General features: G+C 68.1%; 24 protein-coding genes and 1 pseudogene. 14 read left to right on the forward strand and 11 right to left on the reverse strand.

Annotated elements, in window-relative coordinates:
* Positions 1-27: 27 nt before the first annotated feature.
* The 7 genes from H0S66_RS15895 (at position 28) to H0S66_RS15925 (ending at position 7,108) form a co-directional block, all read left to right on the forward strand.
* Entirely contained in the window at positions 28-1,236 is a 1,209-nt protein-coding gene (locus H0S66_RS15895; protein WP_179616245.1) for an MCE family protein, read from the forward strand.
* Positions 1,236-2,561: an MCE family protein gene (locus tag H0S66_RS15900; RefSeq protein WP_179616246.1), complete on the forward strand. Its 1,326-nt coding sequence runs from the start codon at positions 1,236-1,238 to the stop codon at positions 2,559-2,561. The genes H0S66_RS15895 and H0S66_RS15900 overlap by 1 nt, the downstream gene beginning before the upstream one ends.
* 71 nt (positions 2,562-2,632) lie before the next feature.
* A complete protein-coding gene (locus tag H0S66_RS15905; RefSeq protein WP_179616247.1) occupies positions 2,633-3,097 on the forward strand; it encodes a hypothetical protein in 465 nt (154 codons plus the stop codon).
* A gap of 74 nt (positions 3,098-3,171) precedes the next feature.
* A complete protein-coding gene (locus H0S66_RS15910) occupies positions 3,172-3,639 on the forward strand; it encodes a hypothetical protein (RefSeq protein ID WP_180923658.1) in 468 nt (155 codons plus the stop codon).
* A 54-nt stretch (positions 3,640-3,693) separates the two neighbouring features.
* Complete coding sequence (locus H0S66_RS15915; RefSeq protein ID WP_179616249.1) at positions 3,694-4,704, forward strand: ABC transporter ATP-binding protein; 1,011 nt, start codon at positions 3,694-3,696, stop codon at positions 4,702-4,704.
* Positions 4,705-4,757: 53 nt separating this feature from the next.
* Positions 4,758-6,266 carry an aldehyde dehydrogenase family protein gene (locus H0S66_RS15920; protein WP_179616250.1) on the forward strand — a complete coding sequence of 503 codons (1,509 nt, stop codon included), beginning with the start codon at positions 4,758-4,760 and terminating at the stop codon, positions 6,264-6,266.
* 14 nt (positions 6,267-6,280) lie between these two features.
* Entirely contained in the window at positions 6,281-7,108 is an 828-nt protein-coding gene (locus H0S66_RS15925) for an SDR family oxidoreductase (RefSeq protein WP_179616251.1), read from the forward strand.
* A 114-nt stretch (positions 7,109-7,222) separates the two neighbouring features.
* Here H0S66_RS15925 and H0S66_RS15930 read toward each other — a convergent pair whose 3' ends face one another.
* Together H0S66_RS15930 and H0S66_RS15935 are read right to left on the reverse strand one after the other, a co-directional pair.
* Positions 7,223-8,908 (reverse strand): GMC oxidoreductase, encoded by a 1,686-nt coding sequence (locus tag H0S66_RS15930; RefSeq protein ID WP_179616252.1) that lies wholly within the window; start codon positions 8,906-8,908, stop codon positions 7,223-7,225.
* 394 nt (positions 8,909-9,302) lie between these two features.
* Positions 9,303-10,424 (reverse strand): acyl-CoA dehydrogenase family protein, encoded by a 1,122-nt coding sequence (locus tag H0S66_RS15935; protein ID WP_180923660.1) that lies wholly within the window; start codon positions 10,422-10,424, stop codon positions 9,303-9,305.
* A gap of 182 nt (positions 10,425-10,606) precedes the next feature.
* Here H0S66_RS15935 and H0S66_RS15940 point away from each other — a divergent pair, with 182 nt between their 5' ends.
* On the forward strand, positions 10,607-11,263 hold the full coding sequence (locus tag H0S66_RS15940; RefSeq protein WP_258016951.1) for a TetR/AcrR family transcriptional regulator: 657 nt from the start codon (positions 10,607-10,609) through the stop codon (positions 11,261-11,263).
* A 4-nt stretch (positions 11,264-11,267) separates the two neighbouring features.
* On the opposite strand, the gene H0S66_RS15945 is transcribed toward H0S66_RS15940, so the two are convergent.
* Positions 11,268-11,834, reverse strand: a complete 567-nt coding sequence (locus tag H0S66_RS15945) for a PaaI family thioesterase (RefSeq protein ID WP_179616254.1) — start codon at positions 11,832-11,834, stop codon at positions 11,268-11,270.
* A 101-nt stretch (positions 11,835-11,935) separates the two neighbouring features.
* On the opposite strand from H0S66_RS15945, the gene H0S66_RS15950 reads away from it, so the two are divergent.
* Positions 11,936-12,643: a lysophospholipid acyltransferase family protein gene (locus H0S66_RS15950; RefSeq protein ID WP_218876351.1), complete on the forward strand. Its 708-nt coding sequence runs from the start codon at positions 11,936-11,938 to the stop codon at positions 12,641-12,643.
* Positions 12,644-12,652: 9 nt separating this feature from the next.
* On the opposite strand, the gene H0S66_RS15955 is transcribed toward H0S66_RS15950, so the two are convergent.
* Together H0S66_RS15955 and H0S66_RS15960 are read right to left on the reverse strand one after the other, a co-directional pair.
* The gene (locus H0S66_RS15955; protein WP_179616255.1) at positions 12,653-13,324 is read right to left on the reverse strand and encodes a transglutaminase-like domain-containing protein; all 672 of its coding nucleotides are present in this window, start codon (positions 13,322-13,324) and stop codon (positions 12,653-12,655) included.
* On the reverse strand, positions 13,324-14,400 hold the full coding sequence (locus H0S66_RS15960) for a BtrH N-terminal domain-containing protein (RefSeq protein ID WP_179616256.1): 1,077 nt from the start codon (positions 14,398-14,400) through the stop codon (positions 13,324-13,326). The genes H0S66_RS15955 and H0S66_RS15960 overlap by 1 nt, the downstream gene beginning before the upstream one ends.
* Before the next feature lie 124 nt (positions 14,401-14,524).
* Between H0S66_RS15960 and H0S66_RS15965 the strand changes: the two genes are divergently transcribed.
* On the forward strand, positions 14,525-15,151 hold the full coding sequence (locus H0S66_RS15965; protein WP_246305165.1) for a TetR/AcrR family transcriptional regulator: 627 nt from the start codon (positions 14,525-14,527) through the stop codon (positions 15,149-15,151).
* Between the two features lie 337 nt (positions 15,152-15,488).
* Here H0S66_RS15965 and H0S66_RS20670 read toward each other — a convergent pair.
* The 6 genes and pseudogenes from H0S66_RS20670 to H0S66_RS15990 all read right to left on the reverse strand — a co-directional run.
* A pseudogene (locus tag H0S66_RS20670) lies at positions 15,489-16,118 on the reverse strand (ISL3 family transposase); the annotation flags it as partial.
* Positions 16,103-16,705 carry a hypothetical protein gene (locus tag H0S66_RS20155; RefSeq protein WP_219633582.1) on the reverse strand — a complete coding sequence of 201 codons (603 nt, stop codon included), beginning with the start codon at positions 16,703-16,705 and terminating at the stop codon, positions 16,103-16,105. The gene H0S66_RS20155 and the pseudogene H0S66_RS20670, both read right to left, overlap by 16 nt.
* 352 nt (positions 16,706-17,057) lie before the next feature.
* The gene (locus H0S66_RS15975) at positions 17,058-18,179 is read right to left on the reverse strand and encodes an IS110 family RNA-guided transposase (RefSeq protein WP_179616257.1); all 1,122 of its coding nucleotides are present in this window, start codon (positions 18,177-18,179) and stop codon (positions 17,058-17,060) included.
* Positions 18,180-18,261: 82 nt separating this feature from the next.
* Positions 18,262-19,086 carry an IS3 family transposase gene (locus H0S66_RS15980; RefSeq protein ID WP_179616258.1) on the reverse strand — a complete coding sequence of 275 codons (825 nt, stop codon included), beginning with the start codon at positions 19,084-19,086 and terminating at the stop codon, positions 18,262-18,264.
* Positions 19,086-19,373, reverse strand: a complete 288-nt coding sequence (locus H0S66_RS15985) for a sigma factor-like helix-turn-helix DNA-binding protein (protein WP_179616259.1) — start codon at positions 19,371-19,373, stop codon at positions 19,086-19,088. The genes H0S66_RS15980 and H0S66_RS15985 overlap by 1 nt, the downstream gene beginning before the upstream one ends.
* Positions 19,374-19,610: 237 nt before the next feature.
* Positions 19,611-20,891 (reverse strand): IS256 family transposase, encoded by a 1,281-nt coding sequence (locus tag H0S66_RS15990; RefSeq protein WP_246305167.1) that lies wholly within the window; start codon positions 20,889-20,891, stop codon positions 19,611-19,613.
* 277 nt (positions 20,892-21,168) lie between these two features.
* Here H0S66_RS15990 and H0S66_RS15995 point away from each other — a divergent pair, with 277 nt between their 5' ends.
* The 4 genes from H0S66_RS15995 (at position 21,169) to H0S66_RS16010 (ending at position 25,184) form a co-directional block, all read left to right on the forward strand.
* Positions 21,169-22,281: an IS630 family transposase gene (locus H0S66_RS15995; RefSeq protein WP_420846875.1), complete on the forward strand. Its 1,113-nt coding sequence runs from the start codon at positions 21,169-21,171 to the stop codon at positions 22,279-22,281.
* Between the two features lie 677 nt (positions 22,282-22,958).
* Entirely contained in the window at positions 22,959-23,972 is a 1,014-nt protein-coding gene (locus H0S66_RS16000; RefSeq protein ID WP_179532377.1) for an IS481 family transposase, read from the forward strand.
* Between the two features lie 37 nt (positions 23,973-24,009).
* On the forward strand, positions 24,010-24,624 hold the full coding sequence (locus tag H0S66_RS16005; protein ID WP_179616260.1) for a TetR/AcrR family transcriptional regulator: 615 nt from the start codon (positions 24,010-24,012) through the stop codon (positions 24,622-24,624).
* On the forward strand, positions 24,621-25,184 hold the full coding sequence (locus H0S66_RS16010) for a PaaI family thioesterase (RefSeq protein WP_179616261.1): 564 nt from the start codon (positions 24,621-24,623) through the stop codon (positions 25,182-25,184). The genes H0S66_RS16005 and H0S66_RS16010 overlap by 4 nt, the downstream gene beginning before the upstream one ends.
* Positions 25,185-25,239 lie beyond the last annotated feature (55 nt).

Here is a 25,239-nt window from a genome sequence, read left to right on the forward strand (position 1 = left end):
TCCATGCTCAGGCGACGAGGCGCACACATGCGGCTGACCGCCGCCGGTACGCTGCTCGCCTGCCTGGCCACGGGATGCTCGCTCCAGCCGAACGAGAACACCTTGCCCGGCCAGGTGGCCACCGGGTCCGACGGCTACGGGGTCACCGTGCGCTTCGAGGCCGTGGAGAATCTCGTCCCGAACTCCCAGGTGCTCCTGGACGACGTCGTCGTGGGAACGGTGACGGCCATCAGGGTGGATGACTGGCACGCCGTGGCCGACCTCCGGCTCTTGGACTCGGTCCCGATCAGCGACCGGGCCAGGTTCACCATCGGACAGAAGACGCTGTTGGGCGCGCAGTACGTCGACATCGACTCCCCGCCCGTCGATGCCGCCGCCTCGCCCGTGGGACTGCTCGGTGACGGGGACGAGGTGCCCTTGTCTCGCACGGGCCAGGCTCCGGGCACCGAGCAGGTCCTCGCCGGCGTAGCCCTGCTGCTCAACAACGGCGGCCTCTCGCAGATCAGCACCATCACCAGCGAGCTGACCACGGCGCTGGACGAGCGGCAGCTGGACGCCCGCGACCTCGTCACGCGGTCCAACGAGCTGTTGACAGTGCTCGATGACACCAAGGGAGAGATCATCAACACGCTGGAGTCGCTCGAGAGCCTGAGTCGGGGCCTTGCCGACGACCGCGAGGTCATCGCGCGGGCCATCGACGAGGTGGGTCCGGGTCTGGAGGCGTTGGAGCAGGAGCGGGCGCGTCTGGTGGACGCCGTCACCACCTCGGGGCGAGCCAGCACGAGAGCTGTCGGTGTGATCCAGGCCAGCCAGGAGGCGATCCTGGCCAACCTCGACTCCCTGGGGCCCATCCTCAGTCAGCTCGGCAAGACGGCGACCCGACTCCCCGAGGCGCTCAAGATCGCGATCACGGTCCCCTTCCCGGCCATGACCACGGAGAAGACGCTTCGAGGCGACTACTCCAATCTCTTCGCCACGATCGACGTCAGCGCCCAGAGCCTCGCCGACCTGCTGCTCGGCACTGGTCAGCTCCCGTCCCTCCAGTCAGGGGATCCGTTGACTGACCCCCTGCAGCAGTCTGGAGGCAACGGCAACAGTGGTCAGGGAGGCCCGCGCGCCGAGGACGCCGAGGGGGGCAGCGGGTCGGGCGCCGACGGGAAGCCCCCCGTTGAACCGGACGATGGCCGCGGCGAGGGCGACGGGGCCTGCCTGCTCGGACTCCTGGGTGACTGCTGATGATCCTGACGACCCTGATCAAGCGACAGCTCCGGATCTTCGCGGTCCTCACGCTCGTGGCGCTGTTCTTCGCCGTGGTGGTCTACGCCCGCGTGCCGGCCCTGCTAGGTGTCGGCGTGTACGAGGTGCGCGCCGAATACGCTGACGCCAGCGGGCTCTACCCGAAGGCCATCGTCACCTATCGAGGCGTCCAGGTCGGCGAAGTGGCTGACCTCGAGGTGGGGGACGGCGGCGCGGTGGCTGACCTGCGCATCGACGACGAGCATGACATCCCGGCCACCGTGGTCGCGGAGCTCCACAGCACCTCCGCCATCGGGGAGCAGTACGTCGACCTGGTGCCCGCGCCCGGGGAGGACGCCGGGGAGGACTCCGCCTCGTTGGGGGAGGGAGATGTGATCCCGGTGGAGCGGACCGTAGAGATGCCCCAGATCACTCCGGTGCTGGAGTCCGTCAACGACCTCCTCGCGTCCGTGCCCCGCGCGCGGACCCGTCGCGTGCTCGACCAGGTCGACCAGGGTCTGGCCGGGAGCGGTCCCGACCTGGCCGGCACGATCGAGAACGCCGACAGCCTCCTCCGCACCGCGCAGGATCGACTGGCTGTCACGACGTCCCTCATCAGGACTGCCCAGCCGGTCCTGGGTACCCAGCAAGCCCTGCGGGGGACCACCCTCAGCTATGCCCAGTCCCTCGCGGCCTTCACCAGCGAGCTCGCTGGGCGGGATCGTGACCTCCGCGCCCTGCTGTCGCAGGGGCCGGCCGGGCTGCGAGCCGCCACCGAGCTGGTGAACGACCTCCAGCCGACGCTCCCTCTGCTGGTCACCAACCTCACGACCAACGCTGAGGTGCTCAACACCTACCTGCCGCAGATCCAGGAGGGTCTGGTGTACTACCCGGTGACCGTCGCGCGGCTGCAGTCCGCCATCAACCCGCGCGCAGAGTTCGGTGACGTCAACCTCGACCTGCGCGCCAACGTGAACAACCCGCCGGCCTGCTCACAGGGCTACCTGGCGGCGTCGGAACGTCGCGATCCCTCGGTCGCGCAGTTCCGTGACGTCGACCTCCTGGCCCACTGCACGGTGCCCGAGGCGGACCCCAAGTCCGTGCGCGGGGCCCGGTTGCTGCCCTGCCCCCAGGGAGGCGGGCGCGGACCCCTGCCCTCCTCGTGCGGCTTGGACTTCGGGAAGGGGGTCTGGCCGGAGGGCGCCGGCCCTTCGGGCCGACGTGACCTGAGCCGCGGCGTGACCGTCGGTGGCGACGCCTCCATGGAGCTGCCGGCCGAGCAGGGATGGCAGGCGCTCGTCCTCGGCCCGGTGAGCGTGCGATGACTGAAGAGCGGGACGGTTCGGAGCTCACGCCCTCAGCAGACTCCAGGCCTCGCGGGCGGCGCACCGCCATCGTGAGGACCTTACTGAGCGCAGTCCTGGTCGCCGCGCTCGCACTCGCGGTCGAGCGGGGCCTCGCCTGGCGTGACGCTGAGCGGCGCGAGCAGGCGCGCGCCGATGTGGTGGAGGCAGCCGGGGACGAGGTGGTGGGTCTGATCACCATCAGTGCTCGTACGACGGACGAGGATCTCGAGGAGCTGATCGAGGGGGCCACAGCGACTTTCCAGGACGACCTGCGTGAGCAGGCCGACCGCCTGCGTCAGGAGGTCGTGGAGAACGAGGTGGAGGCGACCGGCGAGGTCGTCTCGGCCGGCGTGGTGAGTCTGGAGGACGAGGAGGCCACGGTGATCGTGGCGGCGCGTGGCACGGTTGACAACCGCAGTGCTCGGCAACCCGAGCCGCGGAGTTACCGCCTCGAGGTGGAGCTGCAGCGCGTCGAGGACTCGTGGTTGGTCTCGGCATTGAGGTTCGTCGCATGACCTCGCGCGCACATACGAGGGATGCCCCCTCACTGTCCCTCGCCCCGGGTGCCGGCCGCCCGCCGCGTCGTCGAGTGGAGCTGCTTCTCGTGGTGCTGGCTGTGGTGGTCGCGACCGCAGCGGGCGCGGCCGCCTGGCGCGTCGACCAGCTTGAGGACCGCGACTCCGCCGCCCGTGACGCTGTGGCCGCCGTCCGCGAGCGCGTGCCGCTGCTGCTGAGCTATCGCTACGCCACGCTCGAGGAGGACCTTGACACGGCGTTGGACCAGACGACCGGTGCCTTCACCGACGAGTACGGCGACCTCATCGACGAGGTCGTGCGCACCGCGGCGACGCAGCGTCGGATCATCACCGAGGCGAACGTCAACGCTGCTGGGGTCGTCTCGGTCGACAGCGACGAGGAGGTCGTGGTGCTCGTCTTCCTGACCCAGTCCACCACGAGCCGAAGCTCGCCCGATCCAGTCGTCAGCGGAAGCAGGGTCGAAGTCACCATGCGTCGGGTGGGCTCCGCCTGGTTGGTCGCAGGACTCGACACCCGATGACGGTGGCCACTCCGGTGGTCCTCACCACCACCGAAACGATGGGAGAACGCTGACATGGGCGTGGAGATCAAGGTCGAGCACCTGAGCAAGTCTTTCGGCAAGCAGCTGATCTGGGGGGATGTCTCGCTGACGATCCCGGCTGGGGAGATCAGCGTGATGCTGGGTCCCTCCGGCACCGGCAAGTCGGTGCTGCTCAAGACCATCATCGGGCTGCTGAAGCCCGACCAGGGCTCGATCATCATCGAGGGCACCGACCTGGCCACGTGCTCGGAGAAGGAGCTTTACGAGATCCGCAAGCTGTTCGGGGTGCTGTTCCAGGACGGTGCGATGTTCGGCTCGATGAACCTCTACGACAACATCGCCTTCCCGCTGCGTGAGCACACCAAGAAGTCGGAGTCGGAGATCCGCGCCATCGTGATGGAGAAGCTGGACCTGACCGGTCTGCTGGGGACCGAGGACAAGCTGCCCGGCGAGATCTCCGGCGGCATGCGCAAGCGTGCCGGCCTGGCCCGAGCGCTGGTGCTGGACCCCGAGATCGTGCTCTTCGACGAGCCCGACTCCGGCCTCGACCCGGTCCGCACAGCGTTCCTGAACCAGCTGATCATCGACCTCAACGCCCAGATCGACGCCACGTTCCTCATCGTCACCCACGACATCAACACCGCGCGCACCGTGCCCGACAACATCGGCCTGCTCTACCACAAGCACCTGGCGATGTTCGGCCCGCGCGAGATGCTGCTGGCCTCGGAGGAGCCGGTGGTGCGCCAGTTCCTCAACGCCCAGCGCGTCGGCCCGATCGGCATGTCGGAGGAGAAGGACGCCGACGAGCTGGCGGCCGAGGTCGGCCAGGAGCTGCCGCCGTTGCCGCCGATCCCGATGCAACTCGAGCCCTCCAACGGCATCCCCCGGCGCTCCCAGCGCGAGCCGGGCGCCTGGTGCCGCGAGCACGGCGTGACCCCCCCGCCGGGCTCCTTCGACAGCGAGGTGGCGACGGCCTCAGACCCTCGCACTCCAGCGGAGGCCACTCGACGCACCAGCGGTCGACCTACGCCCGCCGTCGTCTGACGGCACAGCAACCAGGCCTCTCCAGACACCGTCACCAACCTAGAGGAATGCTCATGAATGCCCCTTCGGTCTCCACCCTGGAGATCCGCCGCCCCGCCGACGGCCGTGCACTCCGATCGATTCCGATCGTCGACGGCGACCGCGTGCGCTCCGCGGCCCTGGAACTGCGTGAGGCACAGGTCGCGTGGCACGACATCGGTCCCGCGGCGCGCGCCTCGTGGCTTCGCAAGTGGCGCGGATGGATCCTCGACCACACCGACGAGCTCACCGACCTGCTCGTCGAAGAGACCGGCAAGGTCCGCCCGGATGCCCTGGTGGAGACGACCGGCTCGTGCGAGTTCATCTCCTTCTACGCCGATCATGCAAAGGAGTTCCTCGCCCCTGAACGAGTCGGGGCAGGGGGGTTGCTCAGCCTCCCGAAGCGATTGACCCGCAGTTATCGACCCTACCCGTTGGTCGGACTGATCATCCCGTGGAACTTCCCGATCACTCTGTTCCTGATGGACGCAGCGCCCGCGCTCGCAGCAGGGTGTGCGGTGCTCACCAAGTCCTCGGAGATGACCCCGCTGACCTGCGCGCGCGTCATCGAGGGGTGGCAGGAGATCGGGGCCCCGCCGGTCCTGCGACACGTCGCCGGGGCGGGGGAGACCGGTGAAGCCGTCGTAGAGGCCGTCGACTTCGTCCAGTTCACCGGCTCGACGTCGACCGGCCGCCGGGTGGCGACGCGTTGCGCCGAGCTGCTCAAGCCGGTCAGCCTGGAGCTGGGAGGCAAGGACGCAGCCATCGTGCTCGAGGACGCCGACCTGGATCGGGCCGCACACGGGATCGTCTGGGGCGGGATCTTCAACTCCGGTCAGGTATGCATCTCGGTCGAGCGGGTCTACGTAGTGGACGAGGTCTACGACCGGTTCGTCGAGAAGGTGTCCGCGGCGCTCGAATCGTTGAAGCAGGGGTCTCGGGCCCGCGACGACGTCGGTGCCATGGTGACCCTCGGGCAGGTCGACACGGTCGAGCGGCACGTACGGGAGGCCGAGCAGTCCGGCGCACGCGTGCTCGTGGGCGGGGCGAGGGGCAAGGACGGGAACTTCTTCGCTCCCACGCTCCTCGTCGACGTCGATCACAGCATGACGTGCATGACCGAGGAGACCTTCGGGCCGACGCTGCCTGTCATGCGAGTCTCCGACGAGGCCGAGGCCGTAGCCCTGGCCAACGATTCCGAGTACGGGCTCTCGGCGACCGTGTGGACACGTGACGTCGCCCGCGGCCGCCGTATCGCCGCCCTGCTCGAGGTCGGCGCGGTCAACATCAACGACGTCTTCAGCAACCTCTTCGCTGTGGAGCTACCCCACAGTGGCTGGAAGTCCTCGGGCCTGGGAGCACGCCTCGGCGGCGCGCAGGGTCTGCGCAAGTACTGCCGGGTCCAGGCCATCACCGAGCCGAGGTTCCCGCTGACCACCAAGGAACTCACCTGGTACCCGTACTCCGCACGGCGTACGGCAATCGCCGCCCGAGTGCTGCGCCTGGCCGCCGGCCGTGGTCTGCGCCAGCGACTCGGCCTTTGAAAGGAACAGCAGCCATGACGACAACGAACGCGCGACGAGTGGTCGCCATCACCGGGGGTGCCCGGGGAATCGGCTACCACACCGCAGAAGAGCTCATCCGGCGCGGACACCGGGTGGCTATCGGCGACATCGACGAGCGCCAGCTCAAGGTGGCCGCTGAGGAGCTGGGCCTCGACGTCGCGGTGCGTCTTGATGTGACCGACCCGGCGTCCATCGAATCGTTCCTCGACGTGACCGAGGAGGCGCTGGGGTCCGTCGACGTCCTCATCAACAACGCGGGAGTCATGCCGACGGGTCACGTGCACGAGGAAGCCGACGAGGTCACTCGTCGGCAGGTGGAGATCAACGTGCTGGGAGTCATCTTCGGTACCAAGATCGCCTTGCAGCGGATGCTGCCCCGGCGCCACGGCCACATCATCAATACTGCCTCATTGGCCGGGGAGCTCCCGGTCCCGGGGCTCGCGACCTACTGCGGCACCAAGTTCGCAGTCATCGGGTTCACAGAGGCCGCCCGGCAGGAGTACCGCAGGTCGGGCATCACGCTGTCCACGGTGCGTCCGACCTTCACCAACACTGAGCTGGTCTCGGGGACGAGCGGGGCGAAGGGCATGCGCAACGCGGAGCCGCAGGAGATCGCGCGCGCTACCGCAGACCTCATCGAACGCCCGCGACCTTTCGTGCGAGTCACACGTGTTGCGGGGACGATGGTGGCGGCGATGAAGTTCGTCCCTGAGCGGATCGCGACCCAGCTCGGGACGATGCTCGGAACCGACACGGTCTTCCTCGACCGCGTGGACACCGCGGCGCGTCAGGCCTACGTGGAGCGGGTCGGTCGCAGCTGATGCCACCGGCGTAATCTCGCGCCACGGAGCCATCCGGGACGACCGCGAGCGGCGTGAGCCGCTCGCGGTCGTGTTCGTATGCTGCCCTGGGCTCACGCCGGGTGCTCACGCTCGTTACTGGTCGCGCTCGTCGACGGACGCTTCGGGGTGGGGCAAGGCCGGCCGCTCCGGCTCGATGGCGGAGAGCCGCTGGTAGTCGGCGCCCAGCGGGGGACGTGGGTCCGACTGGCCCTTGTTGGGCCACAAGGAGGCGGCCCGCTCGGCCTGCGCGGTGATCGTCAGCGAGGGGTTGACGCCCAGGTTCGCCGAGATGCTGGAGCCGTCGACGACGAAGATCCCGTCGTGGCCGTAGAGGCGGTGGTAGGGGTCGATGACCCCCGTGTCCGGGGTGTCCCCGATGGCGCACCCGCCGATGAAGTGAGCGGTCATCGGGATGTTGGCGATCTCCCCCGTGGATCCGCCGGCCACGCCGTTGATCTTTTCGGCGACGCGACGGGTGGCCTCGTTGCCCACGGGGATCCAGGTGGGGTTGGGTGCTCCGTGGCCGGGTCCCGAGGTGATCGTGTGGCGACCGAGGAGGTTCCTCTTCGACCGCACCGTGATGGAGTTGTCCAGCGTCTGCATCACCAGCAGGATCACCGTCCGCTCCGACCACCGTCGTGGACTGAACCAGGTCAGGTGCGAGGGCTGGGTGGCGATCGTTCGCAGCCAGCGCCACCACCGGGGGCCGCGGCCGTCCCCATCGGTGAGGGCGGTCTGAAGCAGGGACATGGCATTGCTGCCTTTGCCGTAGCGAACCGGCTCGATGTGGGTGAACTCATCGGGGTGGATCGAGGATGTGATGGCCACGCCACGCGTGAAGTCGCTGGATGGATCGCGGGACTTCGCCCCGAGGATTGATTCGGAGTTGGTGCGGGTCAGCGTGCCTAGCCGGTCGGAGATGTTCGGCAGGGAGCCAGTGGCCTTGAGTCGGTGGAGCAGCTTTTGGGTGTTGTAGGTGCCCGCTGCGAAGACGACCTGGTTGGCCGTGAATGACTGCCGGTTGCGGCGCCGGCGCACGGACCTGCCGGTGCGGACGGCGTCGACGACGTACCCGCTTCCCCTGCGCGGGCGCACGTCGACCACGGTGGTCAGGGGATGTAGTTCAGCCCCGAGCTTCTCCGCGAAGTACAGGTAGTTCTTGTCCAGGGTGTTCTTCGCCCCGACCCGGCACCCGGTCATGCACGACCCGCACTGGGTGCAGCCGGTGCGGCGCGGCCCCGCCCCGCCGAAGAACGGGTCGGGCACCTCTTTGCCGGGCTCTCCGAAGAAGACGCCGACGGGGGTGAGCGTGAAGGTGTGCTCCACACCCATGTCGCGCGCGACCTCGCGTAGCACCTCGTCCGAAGGCGTCACGTGGGGGTTCTGCGTGACACCCAGCATCTGCCGTGCCGTCCGGTAGTGCGGATCCAGCTCGGCGTGCCAGTCGGTGATATGCGCCCACTGTGGATCGTTGAAGAACGGGGCAGGGGGTTGGTAAAGGGTGTTCGCGTAGTTGAGCGACCCTCCACCGACCCCGGCGCCCGCCAAGATGACGACGTCGCGCAGCAGGTGGATACGCTGAATGCCGAAGCAGCCGAGCCGTGGCGCCCAGATGAACCGACGGGTGTCCCAAGACGAGGCGGGCAGGTCGTCGGTGTCGTAGCGCTTGCCCGCTTCGAGCACCCCGACGCGGTATCCCTTCTCCGCCAAACGCATGGCGGTTACCGAGCCGCCGAAGCCGGAGCCGATGATCAGCACGTCGTAGTGGGTCGAGGTCATGGGATGTGGAACCTTTTCGTGAGGGGGCGACATGAGCGGCGCACGAGAGCGGAAGGTCCGCCGATCTGACGGATCTGCGTGCAGTCAGGCAGTTGCTTCCGCCTACGAGAGCAGAGTGAAGCCGAAGGGATCGGGCAGCAAGCGCCGACGGCTGCAAGACCCATGTGGGTCACCCCCGACGCGGGGAGCGGCGACGCGGATGGCACACCCGGTAGAAGAAGTCGACTCGCTGGTTCATGTCACTCCTTTCAGACGATGACTGTCGAGGCTGTCACGCCGGCGGAGTCGGCGTCTTGTGCTCTCGTCCAACGCTGAGGCCCCCGGCGGGGCTCGGCGCACAACACCCGGCCCGCCGGCTCCCGCTCCGGCGGTGCCGCCGGAGCGGGGCCAGTCCTCACAGGGACCGGCTGATGATCTCCTTCATGATCTCGGAGGTGCCGGCGTAGATCTGCGAGACGCGCATGTCGGCCCAGATGCGGGCGATCGGGTACTCGTTCATGTACCCGTAGCCGCCGTGCAGCTGGAGGCAGGTGTCGGCGACGCGCTGCGCCCGCTCCGAGCACCACAGCTTCACCATGGCAGCGGTGGGGATGTCCAGACCCCCGGCGAGGTGGAGCTGGATGCACTCGTCGACGAAGGACCGTGCGACGCGAGCCTCGGTGGCAACTTCCGCCATCTTGAACTTGGTGTTCTGGAACCCCCAGATCGGCCGACCGAAGGCGCTCCGGTCATGCACGTAGGTCATCGTCTCGGCCAGGCAGAACTCCATGGCGGCGACGTTCGAGACCCCTACGAGCAGCCGCTCCTGGGGGAGCTGCTGCATGAGCTGTAGGAAGCCCTGGCCCTCGGTGAGGCCAAGCAGGTTGGTGACCGGGACACGAACGTTGTCGAAGAAGAGCTCCGAGGTGTCCTGTCCCTTCATCCCGATCTTGTCCAGCACCCGACCGCGGGAGAAACCCTCCGCGCTGGTGGGGACGAGCATCAGCGAGATACCGGCGGCGCGGTCGTCGGGATCGGTCTTGACCACGGTGAGCACCAGGTCGGCCTGCGAGCCGTTGGTGATGAAGGTCTTTGAGCCGCTGACAAGGTAGTCGTCACCCTCGCGCACCGCCTTGGTCTTGATGTTCTGCAGGTCCGAGCCGGTCCCGGGCTCGGTCATCGCGATCGCTCCGACGACCTCGCCGGACGCCATCTTGGGCAGCCAGTGCTGTTTCTGCTCCTCGGTGCCGTATGCGAGCAGGTAGTGGGCGACGATCCCGTTGTGCAGGGACGCTCCCCAAGAGCTGTCGCCGACCCGTGCCTGCTCCTCGATCAAGATGGCCTCGTGGGCGAAGGTGCCACCGCCGCCGCCGTACTCCTCGGGGATCGACAGGCAGAGCAGACCGACGTCACCAGCGCTGTTCCACAGTTGCCTGTCGACGTGCTTGTCGGCGATGAAGGTCTCGATGTGTGGCTTGATCTCCTTCTCGCAGAACGTGCGTGCAAGGTCACGGACGTCGTCGAGGTCGTCGTCCATCCAGGGGGAGCGGCGAGTGATCACGGGGAGCCTCCAGCGAATCGGGTACAGGATGTACCCATTCGACCATGGCGATGGTGCTGGGTACAAGGTGTCCCATTGACGCAGCCCGACCTGGTCAGGTCCGGCCCCTCGGCGCCCCCGGGCGTAGGCTGCGGTCTGTGGTCGAGGTAGGGCGATGGGTGGATTCGACGGTGCGGCGCCGGTCTTCCCGCGATGATGAGGTCCGCGACCGCCGGCGGCGTCACGTGGCCAACGCTGCTCTGCAGGTCGTCGACGAGACGGGCGCGGACGCGGGCACGGCACTGATCGCCGAGCGGGCTGGGATCCCGAGGCCGCACGTCTACCGCTACTTCGCCAGCCGCGAGGACCTCGATAACGAGGTGGCCCGCCTCGCCGCGCAGGACCTCATCCAGCGGGTCCGCCCGCACCTGGCTCGGCGGGGAACGCCCGGACAGGTCGTCGAGGGGCTGGTGCGCGCCTGCGCGACCTGGGCCGACGCCCACCCTCATCTCTACCGCTTCCTGGCGGCTCGGGGGCAGAGCCGGACCCTGCATCGCGCTCGGATGGGTCGTTCGCGTCTGCTGGACGAGATCGCCGTAGCGGCACGAGGGTACACCAAATCGGGGGACGAGTTGTTCCCTGAGGGCATCTTGGTTGGCGTGATGGGCATGGTCGACGCCACGGTCATCTGGTGGCTCGACCAGCGCGACGAGACCCTGGACGTGATGGTGCGTCGTCTCTCGCGCCACGTCACCCTGGTGCTCCAGGACGCCCTGGCCTCCCACGGCATCCACCTCGACCCGACAGTCGAGTTGGAGCCTTTCATCGGCGAGTGAGCTCCTAGCGCTTTGCGGAACTGCCCTGCTCGAAGTGCTCGACGTCCACGGTGACGAACGTCGCGTGCGCCGTCGCCACCTGCCGGCCGTCTTCGTCGGTGGCCGCAGCATCCACGTGGAGCCGCCGTCCCGTCCGGTCTCGGACATAGGCTGTGAACCCGTAGTCCAGCCCCAGCAGCACCGGACGGAGGTACTCCACGGTCAACGACCTGGTCACGGCGAGTTCGCCGACGCGGTAGAGGAGAAACCCGAACAGGTCGTCGAAGGCGGCGGCGACCAGGCCGCCGTGAGTGATCCCCGGTGCTCCCTCCTGGCGATCGTCGAAGCGGTGCACCGCGCTCACGCCGTGCTCGGTGGCGTCGACCTCTAGGGCGAGTCCGGCGGGATTGTCCTTGCCGCATCCCGCGCAGGTGGGGGAGTGCGAGGGCAGGCGGCCCACCGCCGTCGGCGCGGGCCGCGACATGGACCGGATCCATGCATCCAGCGTCGACGCAGTGCCGCCGTCGAGACGCATCTCTCGGTCCGGGGTAGGGGGCTCGGTGTCGTAGTCGCCTACCAGCGCATCACTCATCGGGGGCTCCTCGGGCTCCAGGACCACAGTGGCATCGAAACATTCTTGCATGTTTGTCCGCACGAGCGACGTAACGGCCATCAATGTCTACAATGGCTGAGATGCGAACGACCTTGGCCGTCCAGCGCCGCCCGATCCCTCATGACCGACGTGGCCTCGCCTGGTGGCTGGCGGTGGCGGTCTGCAAGCCAATCCTGGTGGTGCTGCGTCGCCCGGACTGGCGCGGGGTCGCGGGCATCCCCCGGGTGGGCGGAGCGGTGCTGGCCGCCAACCACATCTCGCACCTCGACCCGTTGCTGGTCGCGGAGATGGTGCTGGCCGAGGGGCGCGTGCCGCGGTTCCTGGCCAAGGCCAGCCTCTTCAGCGGGCCGGTCGTGGGCAAGTGGTTCCGTGCTGCCGGCCACGTCGAGGTCGACCGCGTCGCGGGACGCGCGGGGTACGACAACGCTGTGAGCGCGGCACGCGACGGGCGACTCCTCCTGGTGTACCCCGAGGGTTCCATCACCAAGCGGGAGGACGGTCTGCCGATGACGATGAAGTCGGGGGCGGTGCGGATCGCTCTGGAGGCATCGGTACCGCTCGTGCCGGTGGCTCAGTGGGGGGCGCAGGAGATCCTGCCCGCCTACAGTGGGCAGGTGCGCTGGGGGTGGCGGCGGCGGGTGAGCGTGCTCGTCGGACCGCCGATCCCGCTGGACGACCTGCGGGACCTGGAGCCTGCCCGTGCCATCGAGGTGGGTCGTCGACGGCTCGAGGACACCCTCTCCGCGATGGTGTGCGAGCTGAGCGGAGCCGACACGCTGCCGCAGTGAGTTGGGCCTTCACGCCCGGAAGCGGGGATCCTGGGGGCGCGGGGTGTCGGAGCCACGCACCATGGCGGGACCGTAGGTCTCCAGCAGCGTTGCCATGAGGTCGTCGAACGGCAGGTCCACGAACATGCCCCGTTCGCGGACGTACTCCATGTGACGTCGGCCGGCGCCGTCGGCTGCATGGAGCAACGCGTCCTGCGATCCGTCGAACTCCAACGGGGGTACTCCGAAGCGACGGCACAGCTCGGAGTTGAAGGCCGGCGACCCCTTGCGCCACTGGCCGTCGACGTACACCGCGCTCCACCCGTGGAACACGAACAGATCCGTGCCCATCAACTCCAGCAGCGCGGCGCTGTTGAGGTGGTTGCGAACGTCGGAGAATCCGAGCACTGAGGGGATCCCCGCAGCGCGCAGACTCGCGGTGAGCAGTACCGCCTTGGGCACACACCACGTGGGGCCACCGTCGAGGATCGCGCTGGCCTGGTAGTCAGGGGGTTCGGCGGTGACGCTGTAGGGGTCGTAGCGGAGCCGGTCCCGGACCGCAGTGAACAGCAGTCCCGTCCGTTCTCGCGGGTCCCGGATGCCACCCACGACGGACTCGGTGAAGTCCCGGACGTCAGGGTGGTCGCTGTCGACGAACCGGCTCGGGGCCAGGGCCTGCCGAGGATCGAGCTCGCCCCTCATCAGGTGGGGGTCCCGAGGTTCTGGCGCGCCCCCGCGATCTCAAGGGCGGTGACGAGGTCCCGCTCGAGGGAGGGGAGTGCGGCGGCCGAGCGAGCTGCCTGCTCCACCCGTCCTCGTGCTGGGCCGTCCTGGCGGGCCAGCGATGCGACCAGGGACCATGTCTCCGCGCACAGGTGCGCGGCGGCGGCAACCTCGTTCGCCCGCGCGTCCCCGGTCAGGCGCGCGATGTCGCCGGCGCCGCTGGACAGCAGTCGGCGAAACAGCCCGCCGCCGGTGCCGGCCTTCTCGACGAAGGCGCTGAGTCCTTGGAGGACCAGGTCCAGGATGTCGTCGGGGAAGACCTCCGGCCATTTTGCGAGGTCCTCGGCGAAGAGGTCGACGGCGGCCAGCCCGGTGGCCCCGACCGCCGAATCCCTCCCGGTGACGATAGAGCTGCCGGTGGAGGTGGTCATCGCCTCCGCCGCCTGGGCGAACGCCGTCTGCGCGATCTCGGCCAGGTCGGGCAGCCGGTCGGGCCAGGCGATGTCGAAGTAGGTGTGACGCGTCGGGACCGGGAACCCCTGGGAGGAGCGGGCTCGGGCCAGTGCCGAGTAGGGCACGAGCTGCACCTCGTCCCGGTCGTTGTCGACGACGTGCGCGACCTGCTGCTCGTCGTCGTAACCGATGACGACGATGTCGTGGCGACTCATCTGCAGGCGTACGCGGAGGTAGGGAAGCTCCGCGATGTCGGCCCACACCAAGGCGGGACGGCCCTCGCGCACGGCGTCGCGCACCCACGCCCAGCCCTCCTGTGGGTCATCCGTCGCATGCACGGAGACCTCGGCGCCCAGTCGCGTCGGGAGGTCCGTCTCCAAGTCGCCTCCCCGCCCGACGAGGTACACCGGTGGCATGAGTGCCGCGTCCCTGACGTACGCGAGATCCAAGGCGCCGCTCAGGGCAAAGACGAGGCCCTCGGCTGGGGGGCCGTCCCACCCCAGTCCGGCCCATTCCAGGAGGTCCCGCATGGCCCCCGAGCCGCAGTGCCCGCCGCGTCGGTGCGGGTACTCGACCACTTCGGTGTTGCTCGAGTTGACCATGAGGCTTCCTTCTGGAGACAACTAGTGACTTTTGTTCAAACCTAAGTCACCGCGCTGAGAATGTCATCACCGCGGTTCGGCTGACGCGTGTCCGCAGTCGGACAATGTCGATACTCTGTCCACCATGTCGTCCCCCTCCATGCGAGAGCGCTACCGCGAGCACGTCCGTGCAGCGGTGCTGGAGACTGCCCATGACCTGATCGCTGAGCGGGGCTGGGAGCGGGTGCGCATGGGCGAGATCGCCGAGGCGGTCGGCGTCTCGCGGGCACTGCTGTACAAGGAGTTCGGCGACAAGCCCGGTTTGGGAGAAGCCGTCGTCCTGAGGGAGGCGGCGCGATTCATCGAGGGCATCGAGAGCGTGCTCGCGCAGCACGGCTCCGACGCTTCAAGCGGCCTCGCGGCGTCGGTGGGCTTCGTGCTGGAGGAGGCCGAGAACAGTCCCTTGCTTAGAGCGGTCCTGATCTCCAACCGCGATTCCCCACCACCCGCCACGGGCATCCTCCCCCTCCTCACCACGTCGGCGCAGCTGTTGGAGCTCGCTTCCGGCTCCCTGGCCCGATGGCTCACCTCCCACGTGGCCGGTTTGCGGGCGGATGAGGTGTCCGACGCCGCCGAAGCCCTGGTGCGGCTCACCGTGAGCCACCTCGCCCTACCGACCAGGTCCCGGGCGGACACCGCCCGGAAGATCACTGAGGTGGGACTCAGGTGCCTCGGGCTTCCCATCACGCCGAAGCAGGGAATCGCGACGTGACGGTTGCTCAGGTTGCGGGATCGCCGGCGACCCCGAGGACCAGTAGTTGGTCAATGGCACGGTCGCGCCCAGGGGTGGCCCGGGGACTCGCTGCTGCCGCGGTTTCGCCGAGTGCGCGGCTGAGGCTGTTCTCCGGTGGTGCGGTGGCCCGCCAGCAGTCCCTCGGGGATCAGCTCTGCAAGTGAATCGCCTGGGTCTGGTAGAGGTTCTGGGGTGCCCCTCGGATCTGTCGTGATTGAGAGCCATGGCAGCGCCCAGGCGCACCACGACAAGCCTCGGGAAGCGCGCTACCGGGATGGCGGTCGATGCGCGGATGAGCCCGGTTATCAGGCTCTTATTACCTGAGGTGGGGGCTGGCGAGTCCGCCCCCGATCAGCAGCATCCGAAGGCGGTAGCTCTCGCGGTTGCGGAACCCGCGGGCGACGCGGTGGAGCTCGATGAGGCCGTTCATGGCTTCGGTGCCGCCGTTGTTCGAGCGGGCGGTGTCGAAGTAGGCCAGGAACGCCTGCCGCCAGCGCTTCAACGTGCGGCCCAGGCGGGCGATCTCGGGGATCGGGCAGGACGCGAACGTGGCGAGGACCTTCTCGGCGATCTTGCGGCCCTCGGCGGTGTTGGGGTGGCGGTAGGCCGAGCGGAGCTGCTAGGCGCACGACGCAACGTAGACGACCAGGTGTTCCTCGAGGCGGGCGGCGATCGCGTTCTCGAACCTGGTCCATTGCTTGTCGGTGAGCTTCTCCGCACCGGCGCGTAGGAGCTTCTGGATGCCGTAGAGCGGGTCGCCCTTGCGGCCACGGTGGCCGAGGGTCTCCTGCTGGACCCGGCGGCGGCACTCATCGACCGCGGCGGTGCCGAGCTTGACGACATGGAAGGCGTCGAGGACTGCGACGGCGTCCTCGAGCTGGTCATCGATCGCGCTCTTGTAGCCCTGGAACGGGTCCAGGGCCGCGATCTTCACACCGGCGCGGAACCCCTGACCGCGCTCAGCGAGCCAGTCGGCGTAAGCCTTCCCGGATCGTCCCGGGACGAGGCGAGGAGCCGGGCGCGGACGCGTCCGTGCTGGTCACGGCTCAGGTCGACCATCCCGGTCAGCTCCTTCGGCCCACGTCCACCCTGGTCGACGGGCTTGGTCGAGACGTGGTGCCAGATGTGCTCATCGACGCCCAAGACCTCGACGTTGTCGAACCTGGTCGGGTCGGCGGCCATCTGTTCGAGCAGGGGCTTGATCGAGCGCCACACCGTGCGCCACGAGGTGCCCAACTGGCGGGCGAGACCAGCCACCGAGGCGTGCTCGCGACGGATCTGAGCGATCGGCCACCAGCACGCCCGCACCGTGAGCAGCGCCCGCGGCCGGGCCAACCCGTCGTGCTGCTCGCTCCACCCGCCGGCCCTGCACTTCGGCTCAACGCAGCGCCAGGTCCGCTTGCGCCACACAAGTCGCACCGGGCGGCCGAAGGAGGGCACGTCGACCAGGCGGACCTCGCGCCGGCCATGGCTCGCGGCGATCACACCGCACGCGTGGCAGCCCGCCGGTGCGGGGTCGGACTCGACCACCACGCGTAGATGACGCAGCTGCTCGGTGACCTCGATGACGTGGAACCCCTCCAGGCCCACGAGGAGATCGCAGCGCTGTGAAGTGCCCCCGGTTCCCCGGACTACTGGGGTTGGGTGGATCTGATCATGCAGCGGTCTCGCTTGGGGGTCCAGCAGGCGTCCTCAATGCGTGCTGGGTCTCGTAGTCGGCGGGGCTGAGGTAGCCGAGCGTCGAGTGACGCCGGCGCGGGTTGTAGAAGCCGTGACGAAGCTGAAGATCGCGTTCGCCAGGACTTCACGGGTCGGCCAGGTCGGGCGGTCGAGCAGCTCGGTCTGCAGGGTCGCGAAGAAGCTCTCGGCCACGGAGTTGACGCCCCTATAGGTCAAGACTTCGGTGGGGTGCCTGCGTCGTGACGCTCTGGCGGGCGCGGTGGTCGGTCAGGACGGCTTGGTAGACCTCGCGGGCGAGGTAGCGCTTGAGGCAGCGGATGATGTCGCGTTTGGACAGGCCCTCGGCTGTGGGTCGGGCGACATAGTCGATGGTCGGCTGGTGGAACCTCATCCTGACGATGACGGCTCGGTAGAGCGCCGCGTTCGCCTCTCGGTGGCCAGCTCGTGAAAGCCGGTGGCGGTTCGTCATCCCCGATGAGGCTGGGACGGGGCTGGTGCCGCAGAGCTTGGCGAACGCGGCCTCTGAGCGGACGCGTTCGGGGTTGTCGCCGAAGACAATGAGCACCTCGGCTGCGGTGTCAGCGCCGATGCCCAGCCCTTCACGCAGCGTGGGTGCGTGGGCACGGGTGAGGTCGTCGAGGATCGCGTCGTGACCACGGATCTCAGCGTCCAGTGCCTGGTGACGCTTCGCCAGCGTCCGCAGCGCGTGCTTGGCGCTCGCGGTCGGGGAGGTGACCGCACCCGGACGTAGCGAGGCGCAGCGGTCGATGAGCACCTTGTCGGAGGTACCGGCCAGGTGCTCGCGCAGTTCCGCGGGAACGGTCACGATGAGCGCCTTGAGCGTGATGATCGCGCTGGTGCGTGCTTTGCGTGCGGTGTCGCGGGCGATCTTGATCTGCCGGATCATCTCCGCAGTGCCGTCAGCCGACTTCGGGATCGCCGTGGCCTGCCCGCCGAGCACTGCCCGTGCGGCGGCCTCGGCGTCGAGGGTGTCGCTTTTGCCGTTGCTGCGCCGGCTGCGGCGATCGCCGCGGTTGACTTCGATGACGCGGTGGCCGGTGCGGCGCAGGAAGCTGGCTAGACCCACGCCGTAGCTGCCGGTGCCCTCGACGCCGTAGGCCAGAACTCGACCGTTGCCGGCCAGTGAGGCGGCCCAGGCCTCGAGTTGCGCGTAGCCCTCGCGGTTGGCCGCGACGTGCTGAGCGCCCAGTCGGGAGCCGAGGTGGTCCAAAGCGACGGCGACGTGGGCGTACTTGTGGGTGTCGACGCCGATGATGACCTGCCGGCTGGCTACCTGCTCGGCGGGTTCGACGGTCATGCTGGTCATGGCTGCCCTTCCTGATGGCTGGGTTGTCGATGCCAGCTGGTCGGGCGGGTAGGACAGGACTGTGATGGGTCAGGTTTGGCGATCAGGCCCCTATTCGGTCACCGCACTCCCGGCCAGCCGGTGTGTGCGTTGATCGCCACCTGGCCGGCGCCGACAGATCAACGCCAAGGCACCACGGCCAGTCGTAAGCAAGGGTCAGGCCCCGACCAGGCAGCCCCTGATTCTGCTCACAGTCGAAACAGTCGCCGATCGTGCCCATCGATCCGAGCAACCCTGCTTCGCGCAGCCGGTGACCGAAGGCCCAGCTGGTGTAGGTCGACCCGTGGTCGCTGTGATGGACCGCCCCGGCCGGTGGGCGACGGTTCCAGATCGCCATCTGCAACGCATCGACCACCAGCTCGGAGCGGATGTGGTCCGCGATCGACCAGCCCACGACGCGGCGGCTGAAGCAGTCGATGACGACCGCGAAGTACAACCACCCCTCACCTGTGCGGTGCTGGGTCACGTCGGCGACGTAGAGCCTGTCTGGGGCATCGGGGCGGAAGTTCCGCTCGACCAGGTCCTCCGATGGTGTCGCGGCCTGATCGCGGCGGGTGCAGCCCCGCAGCCTGCGTCGGTGCACGCCCTGCAGGCCGGTGGAGCGCATCAGTCGCTCGACACGGCCGTGGCTGACCTCCAGACGCCGGCCCATGGTCAGCTCGGCATGTACCCGGCGGTGGCCGTAGGTGCCGTAGGAGGCGGCGTGCACGTCGTGGATCGCGGCCATCAGGTAGGCCTGCTCGAGGTCACGACGGCTCGCTCGGCGCCGCGCCCATTCGTAGTAGCCCGAGGTCGAGACGTTCAGCACCCGGCAGGTCACCGCGACCGGAACACCGTCCGCGGCAAGCTCCTGGACTACCGGGAACACTATTTTGGGAGCACGTTCTCCCGAGCGAAGTAGGCACTGGCCCGCTTCAAGATCTCGATCTCCATCTCGAGCACCCGCTTGTCACGGCGCAGCTGGACCAGCTCGGCCCGCTCATCAGAGGTCAGGCCGTCTTGGACGCCGTCGTCGATGTCGGCCTGCTTCATCCAGCGACGCAGACCGGACTCGGCAATGCCGAGATCCTTCGCGATCTGAGCGATCGGCTTCTCACGCAGCCGCGCCAGCTCGAATGCTCGACGACGGAACTCAGGACTCTTCGGTGCAGGCACAGAGACTCCTCTCGGGCGACCATCGTCGCCTCACTCAAGGTGTCCGGGCTAGCGGGGGCACTTCACTGGCAGTAGGACGGATCTGGACACGAACGCGCGCGATCGCACGCCGTAGGCTGCGACATCGTCGAGGCCTTCCGGTTCGGTTGCTTGGTCGCACCAAACTTTGGAAGGTCTCGACCCATGGTCAAGTCCCTGGGCGTGGTGTACGAAACGAATCCTTCGTCGGGCGTGTCGTTAGGCGCTGATGGCGACCTCCTTGTTGATCGGTGATTCGTCGGCAGGGTTGGTGATCAGGCTCATCCGGGAGCGGGCGAGGACGTCGAGTCCGAGGTAGCGGCGACCTTCGGCCCATTCGTCGTGCTGCTCGGCCAGGACGGCGCCGACGAGTCGGATGATGGCGTTGCGGTCGGGGAAGATGCCTACGACGTCGGTGCGCCGCCGGATCTCGCGGTTGAGCCTCTCGTTGGGGTTGTTCGACCAGATCTGTCGCCAGATCTCCTTCGGGAAGCCGGTGAAGGCCAGGATCTCGTCGCGGGCACTGTCGAGGTGCTCGAGGACTGCGGGCAGCGAGGTGACGAGCTCGGAGTCGAGGAGCTTGTCGAACTGCGCGTGGACCGCGACAGCGTCGGGCTGGTCGTAGACGCTGTGCAGCATCGCCTTCACCCCGGGCCACGCCGACTTCGGGCACACCGCCATCAGGTTCGCGGCGTAATGCGTACGGCACCGCTGCCAGCCCGCCCCGGGCAACGTGGCGTCGATGGCCTCAACGAGCCCGGCGTGGGCATCTGAGGTGACCAGTGCGACGCCGGACAGGCCGCGGGCGACGAGGTCGCGGAAGAACCCCAGCCAGCCGGCGTGGGTCTCACCGGTCGCGACCTGGATCCCGAGGATCTCGCGGTGTCCATCGGCGTTGACGCCGGTGGCGACCATGACCGAGACGTTCCTGACCCGGCCGCCTTCACGCACTTTCATGGTCAGGGCGTCGGCAGCGACGAATGTGTACGGACCCTGATCGAGGGGTCGAGTGCGGAAGTCCTCGACGTGAGCGTCGAGATCGGCGGCCATCACCGAGACCTGCGACTTCGACAGACCGGTGATGCCGAGCGACTGCACGAGCTTGTCCATCCGCCGCGTCGAGACGCCCAGGAGGTAGCAGGTCGCCACCACGCTCGTCAGGGCCGCCTCGGCGCGACGTCGTCGCTCGAGGAGCCACTCAGGGAAGTACGTCCCCGTGCGCAGCTTGGGGATCGCGACATCGATGGTGCCGACGCGGGTGTCGAGGTCGCGGTGGCGGTAGCCGTTGCGAGAGTTGACCCGCTCGGGCGCACGAGAGCCGTAGGCGGCTCCGCACACCGCGTCGGCCTCGGCACCGAGCAGCGAGTTGATGAACGTTGCGAGGAGCTCGCGCATCAGGTCCGGGGACGCCTGGGCGAGTTGCTCGTGGAGGAACTCGCCCGGGTCGAGCGTCTTGATCAGGGCAGGGTCGACCTGGTTGATACTGGATGAAGCGGTCATCGTGATGGCTCCGTTCGAGAGTGCTGTGAGAGGTTCACTCGAAGGATTCACCCGGTGGCCGCGCCTACGTTGGAGGCACGCGCTCACTCAGGTCGTCGTACACCACTCTGCTGGACTCCGCTCGACCCCCATCTCCGGGTCAGCTCAGCGGCGCGTGTCGCCTACCCCCACCGCAAGTACCAAGGGCCCCATTTCCTACACGACCACAGCGACTTCCGAGGGCTAGTGGTGCGCGTCGTAAGTTCCTGAACGGTTTGTGATCTGAAATCATGGCGGGGTGGCGAACCACCCTGCTCCTGCCCTGGCCCTGCGTGATGGCGATCGTGAAGAACTCGATGCGTGGCTGCGGTCGAGGTCGGTCTCAGCGGGACTGGCGAAGCGGGCTCGGATGATCCTGCTGGCCGCAGATGGGGTCGCCAATCAGGAGATCGCCGACCGTGTGGGCGCCTCGCGCACCACGGTCATCGAGTGGCGCGGGCGATATGAGGAACGAGGGTTGGCCGGGCTCGGCGACAAGGAGCGCTCGGGCCGGCCGCGGGAGCTGGATCACCGCAAGATCGTGGCCGAGACTCTGATGCCGCCGCCGAAGAAGCTCGGGGTGACGCACTGGTCGAGCCGGCTGTTGGCGGATCGGTTGAAGGTCTCGGCTACGGCGATCCAGCGGGCCTGGAAGGCTTACGGGGTCAAGCCGTGGAAGGCGGAGTCGTTCCGGTTCTCCACCGACCCCGAGCTGGTCGGGAAGGTCACCGACATCTGCGGGCTCTACCTGGGCACCAACGAGGACGTCCCCGCTAACGCGATCGTGCTCAGCGTCGATGAGAAGTCCCAGATCCAGGCACTGGACCGCACCGTGCCGATCCTGCCGATGCAGGAAGGCCGCATCGAGCGGCGCTCACACGACTACTACCGCCACGGCACCACCACCCTGTTCGCTGCTCTCGAGATCGCCACCGGCCAGGTCACCGCGGCGCTCAAGCCCAAGCATCGCCATCAGGAGTTCCTCGCTTTCCTGCGCCAGCTCGAGCGGACCTACCGCCACGCTGTCGACGAGGAGACCGGGGAGCCGGTCGAGCTGCACCTGGTGATGGACAACTACGCCGCTCACAAGCACAAGAACGTCCGCGACTGGTTGGCTGACCATCCCCGCTTCAGGGTCCACTTCACCCCAACCCACGCCTCCTGGATGAACCTGGTCGAGGTCTGGTTCGGGCTGGTCGAGCGCCAAGCCGTCCGACGCGGGGTCTTCAAGTCCGTGCCCGACCTCAACGCCAAGCTCCGCGCCTACATCGAGGGCTGGAACAAGCGCGCCCACCCGTTCGTGTGGACCAAGACCGCCGACGAGATCCTCAAGAAGGCCAACCGTCCAACAACTTCAAATCCGCGCCACTAGTCTCCAACACACGCCGAGCAGCTAGGCCTTGCGTCCCTACGTCGTCCCTACGTGCGTCACCATCGATCGGAGGACACTCGGCATGACTTGCAACGGCGCCACGGACTCTGGTCACGACAAGGCGGGGCGTGCTCTCCGGGACCACGGCCACGAACTCGGGCGCGGTCGAGGGCATGGCGCCGGCGCCCCGCTCCTTCGTGATCCGCTTGGCGGAGGTCAGCAGCAGTAGATCGGTGCGCCGCGCCGTTGTCAGGTGAACTGCTGGTCGGCGCCGCCGGGAGTGCAGTGCATCGCGTCTCCGCACGGGCCAAAGGGGAAGGCGGGCGCGAAGGAGACGGCGAGGCCGTCGGCCAAGTGACGGGCCGTTGGCTGGCCCGAGAAAGACGGGGTCCCGTCGGGGCCGAACGTGGCCGGGACAAGTAGGCCACCGGGGGAGAGGGCGCGGGGCACTGCCAGAGCCTGCTGCCAGCGCCAGCAGATGGCATTGTCCGCGGTCCGTTACCTAGCAACGGCTTTCGGCACGGTGTCTGGCGCGCTAGAAGTGCGAAGGCGAGGACTGCTCCACCTAGATGTTCTGACCACGGACGTTAGGTACGGCGGGTCGGCTGGACCATGACGAAGACCTCCGGGTGAGGTGTGGAGCTACCACAGCAACCACATCCACCACGGAGGTCTTCATGACCCACGCTAACGCCACCCTCACCCCAGCCGGGCGACTGCGTCTGGCCCAGCTCGTCGTCGACCACGACTGGACCTACGCCCGTGCCGCCGAACGGTTCTCCGTCAGCATCACCACCGCCCGCCGCTGGGCCCTGCGTTACCGCGAATCCGGCAGGGCCGGCATGGTCGACCGGTCCTCACGACCGCACCGCTGCCCAAACCAGCTGCCCCGACGAACCGAGCGTCGGATCGTGAGCCTGCGAGTCACCCGGCGCTGGGGACCGGCCCGGATCGCCTACCACCTCGGGCAGAACCCCTCGACCGTCCACCAGGTCCTGCGCCGCTACGGCTGCCCACGGCTGAAGTGGACCGACCCCGCCACCGGCACCCGGATCAAGACCTCCTCGCGGGACAAGCGACGCTACGAGCACGCCGCACCGGGCGATCTGGTCCACGTCGACATCAAGAAGCTCGGCAAGATCCCCGACGGCGGCGGCTGGCGCGTCCACGGCCGCGGATCAGCCCAAGACCGCAGCGCCGGCGCCACACGCGACCGGGCCGCCCGCTCCGGTGCCACACCCTCGCGCGGCTACGTCTACCTCCACCACGCCGTAGACGACCACTCCCGGCTGGCCTACTCCGAGATCCTCACCGACGAACGCAAGGAGACCGCCGCAGGGTTCTGGCAACGCGCCCGCGCCTACTTCGCCGAGCACGGCATCGCGGTCAGCGCCGTCTTGACCGACAACGGCTCCTGCTACCGATCACGGCTCTGGGCCGCGACCCTGGGCCAGGACGTCAAACACCGCCGCACCCGCCCCTACCGGCCCCAGACCAACGGCAAGGTCGAACGCTTCAACCGCACCCTGCTCGAGGAATGGGCCTACGCCTGCGCCTACACCTCAGAAGCCGACCGCGCGTCCGCCTACCCGGAGTGGCTCCATCACTACAATCACCACCGCGGCCACACCAGCCTCAAAGGCAAGTCACCCATCGACCGCGTGCCCAACCTCCCCGGGCAGAACACCTAGAGCGCATACATGCATGTATGTATGTACAGTGTTCAACATGACCGCTGGCATGCAGGATCGACAGGTTCGGGCGGTCGCAACCCGCCGGCTGCTGCTGGACACCACGGTGGCTTGCTTGGCGGAGCTGGGGTACGCGGGGACCACTGGCCCTGCCGTGGCCGAGCGAGCTGGCTTGTCGCGAGGCGCTCAGCTCCACCACTTCGGCACGCGAGACCAGATGGTCGTGGCGGCGGTCGAGCATTTGGCTCAGCAACGTCTCACGCATGTTCAAGACAGTCTCGAGCTATGGATCGGAGACAGTCTGGCCCCCTCGGCTCAACCGACCAGAGCGGCAGCGCTGGCGGCCCTGGAGCTCCTCGCTGAGGCGTTGTCCGGGCCGCTGTACGGAGCCACGTTGGAGTTATGGGCCGCGGCACGCACCGACGAGGACCTTCGACGCCAGCTGGTTCCGGCGGAGGAGCGGGTGCACGCCGAGCTTCGGGAGGTATGTCGCGTCTGGATCACCACGGATCCGGTTCTGATCCAGTTGACGCTGGATCTCCTGTTAGGTCGAGGAGTGAGCGGGATGCTCGTCCCGCACCCTTCTAAGTGGCAGCGTGATGTCCTCGAACGCTGGATCGACACTGTCATGGCAGGCGGGGTAGCGGGATGAGTCGATTTGACGACCTGATCGCGACGTTTGCAGAGAAGTTCCGTCCTCCTGACGACGGGGCTCGCCTTGCCTCACACCACGCCAACTGTCTGGGCTGCGGTGAGGACAATCCGCATGGTCACCATCTCGAGGTGCGACGTGCGGGGGACGGCGTGGTCGCTGCGCACGCCTTCGACCGCCGGCACGAGGGCGCGCCGGGGATCGCTCATGGTGGGGCGTTGGCGACGGTCATCGACGACCTCTATGGATTCCTCCAGTACTTAGTTGGCGGCCCGGCGGTGACTCGACGCCTCGAGATCGAGTACCTGCAGCCTGTCCTCTTGGACGTCACCTATCGGTTGGAAGCCCACCTCACCGGTCGCGATGGGCGTCGACTTCAGGTTGAAGCCACCATCACCGACCCGGAGGGGCAGAGGGTGCTCACCTCGACCGCCATGTTCGTGCTCGTTGACGTCGCCCACTTCGCTGCTGCGTACGCACGGACCCTGGAGAGCGCCATCACCAAGACCGCCGAGGAGACCGGCGGTCCGAGAGGCGTTGAGAGAGAGCCGAGGCCGTGATCGTTCAGCGAGCAGAGGTTGACTGCTACCGATCACCGTCCGACACGCAGGCTCG

The organism is Nocardioides marinisabuli, from assembly GCF_013466785.1.
Taxonomy (GTDB): domain Bacteria; phylum Actinomycetota; class Actinomycetes; order Propionibacteriales; family Nocardioidaceae; genus Nocardioides; species Nocardioides marinisabuli.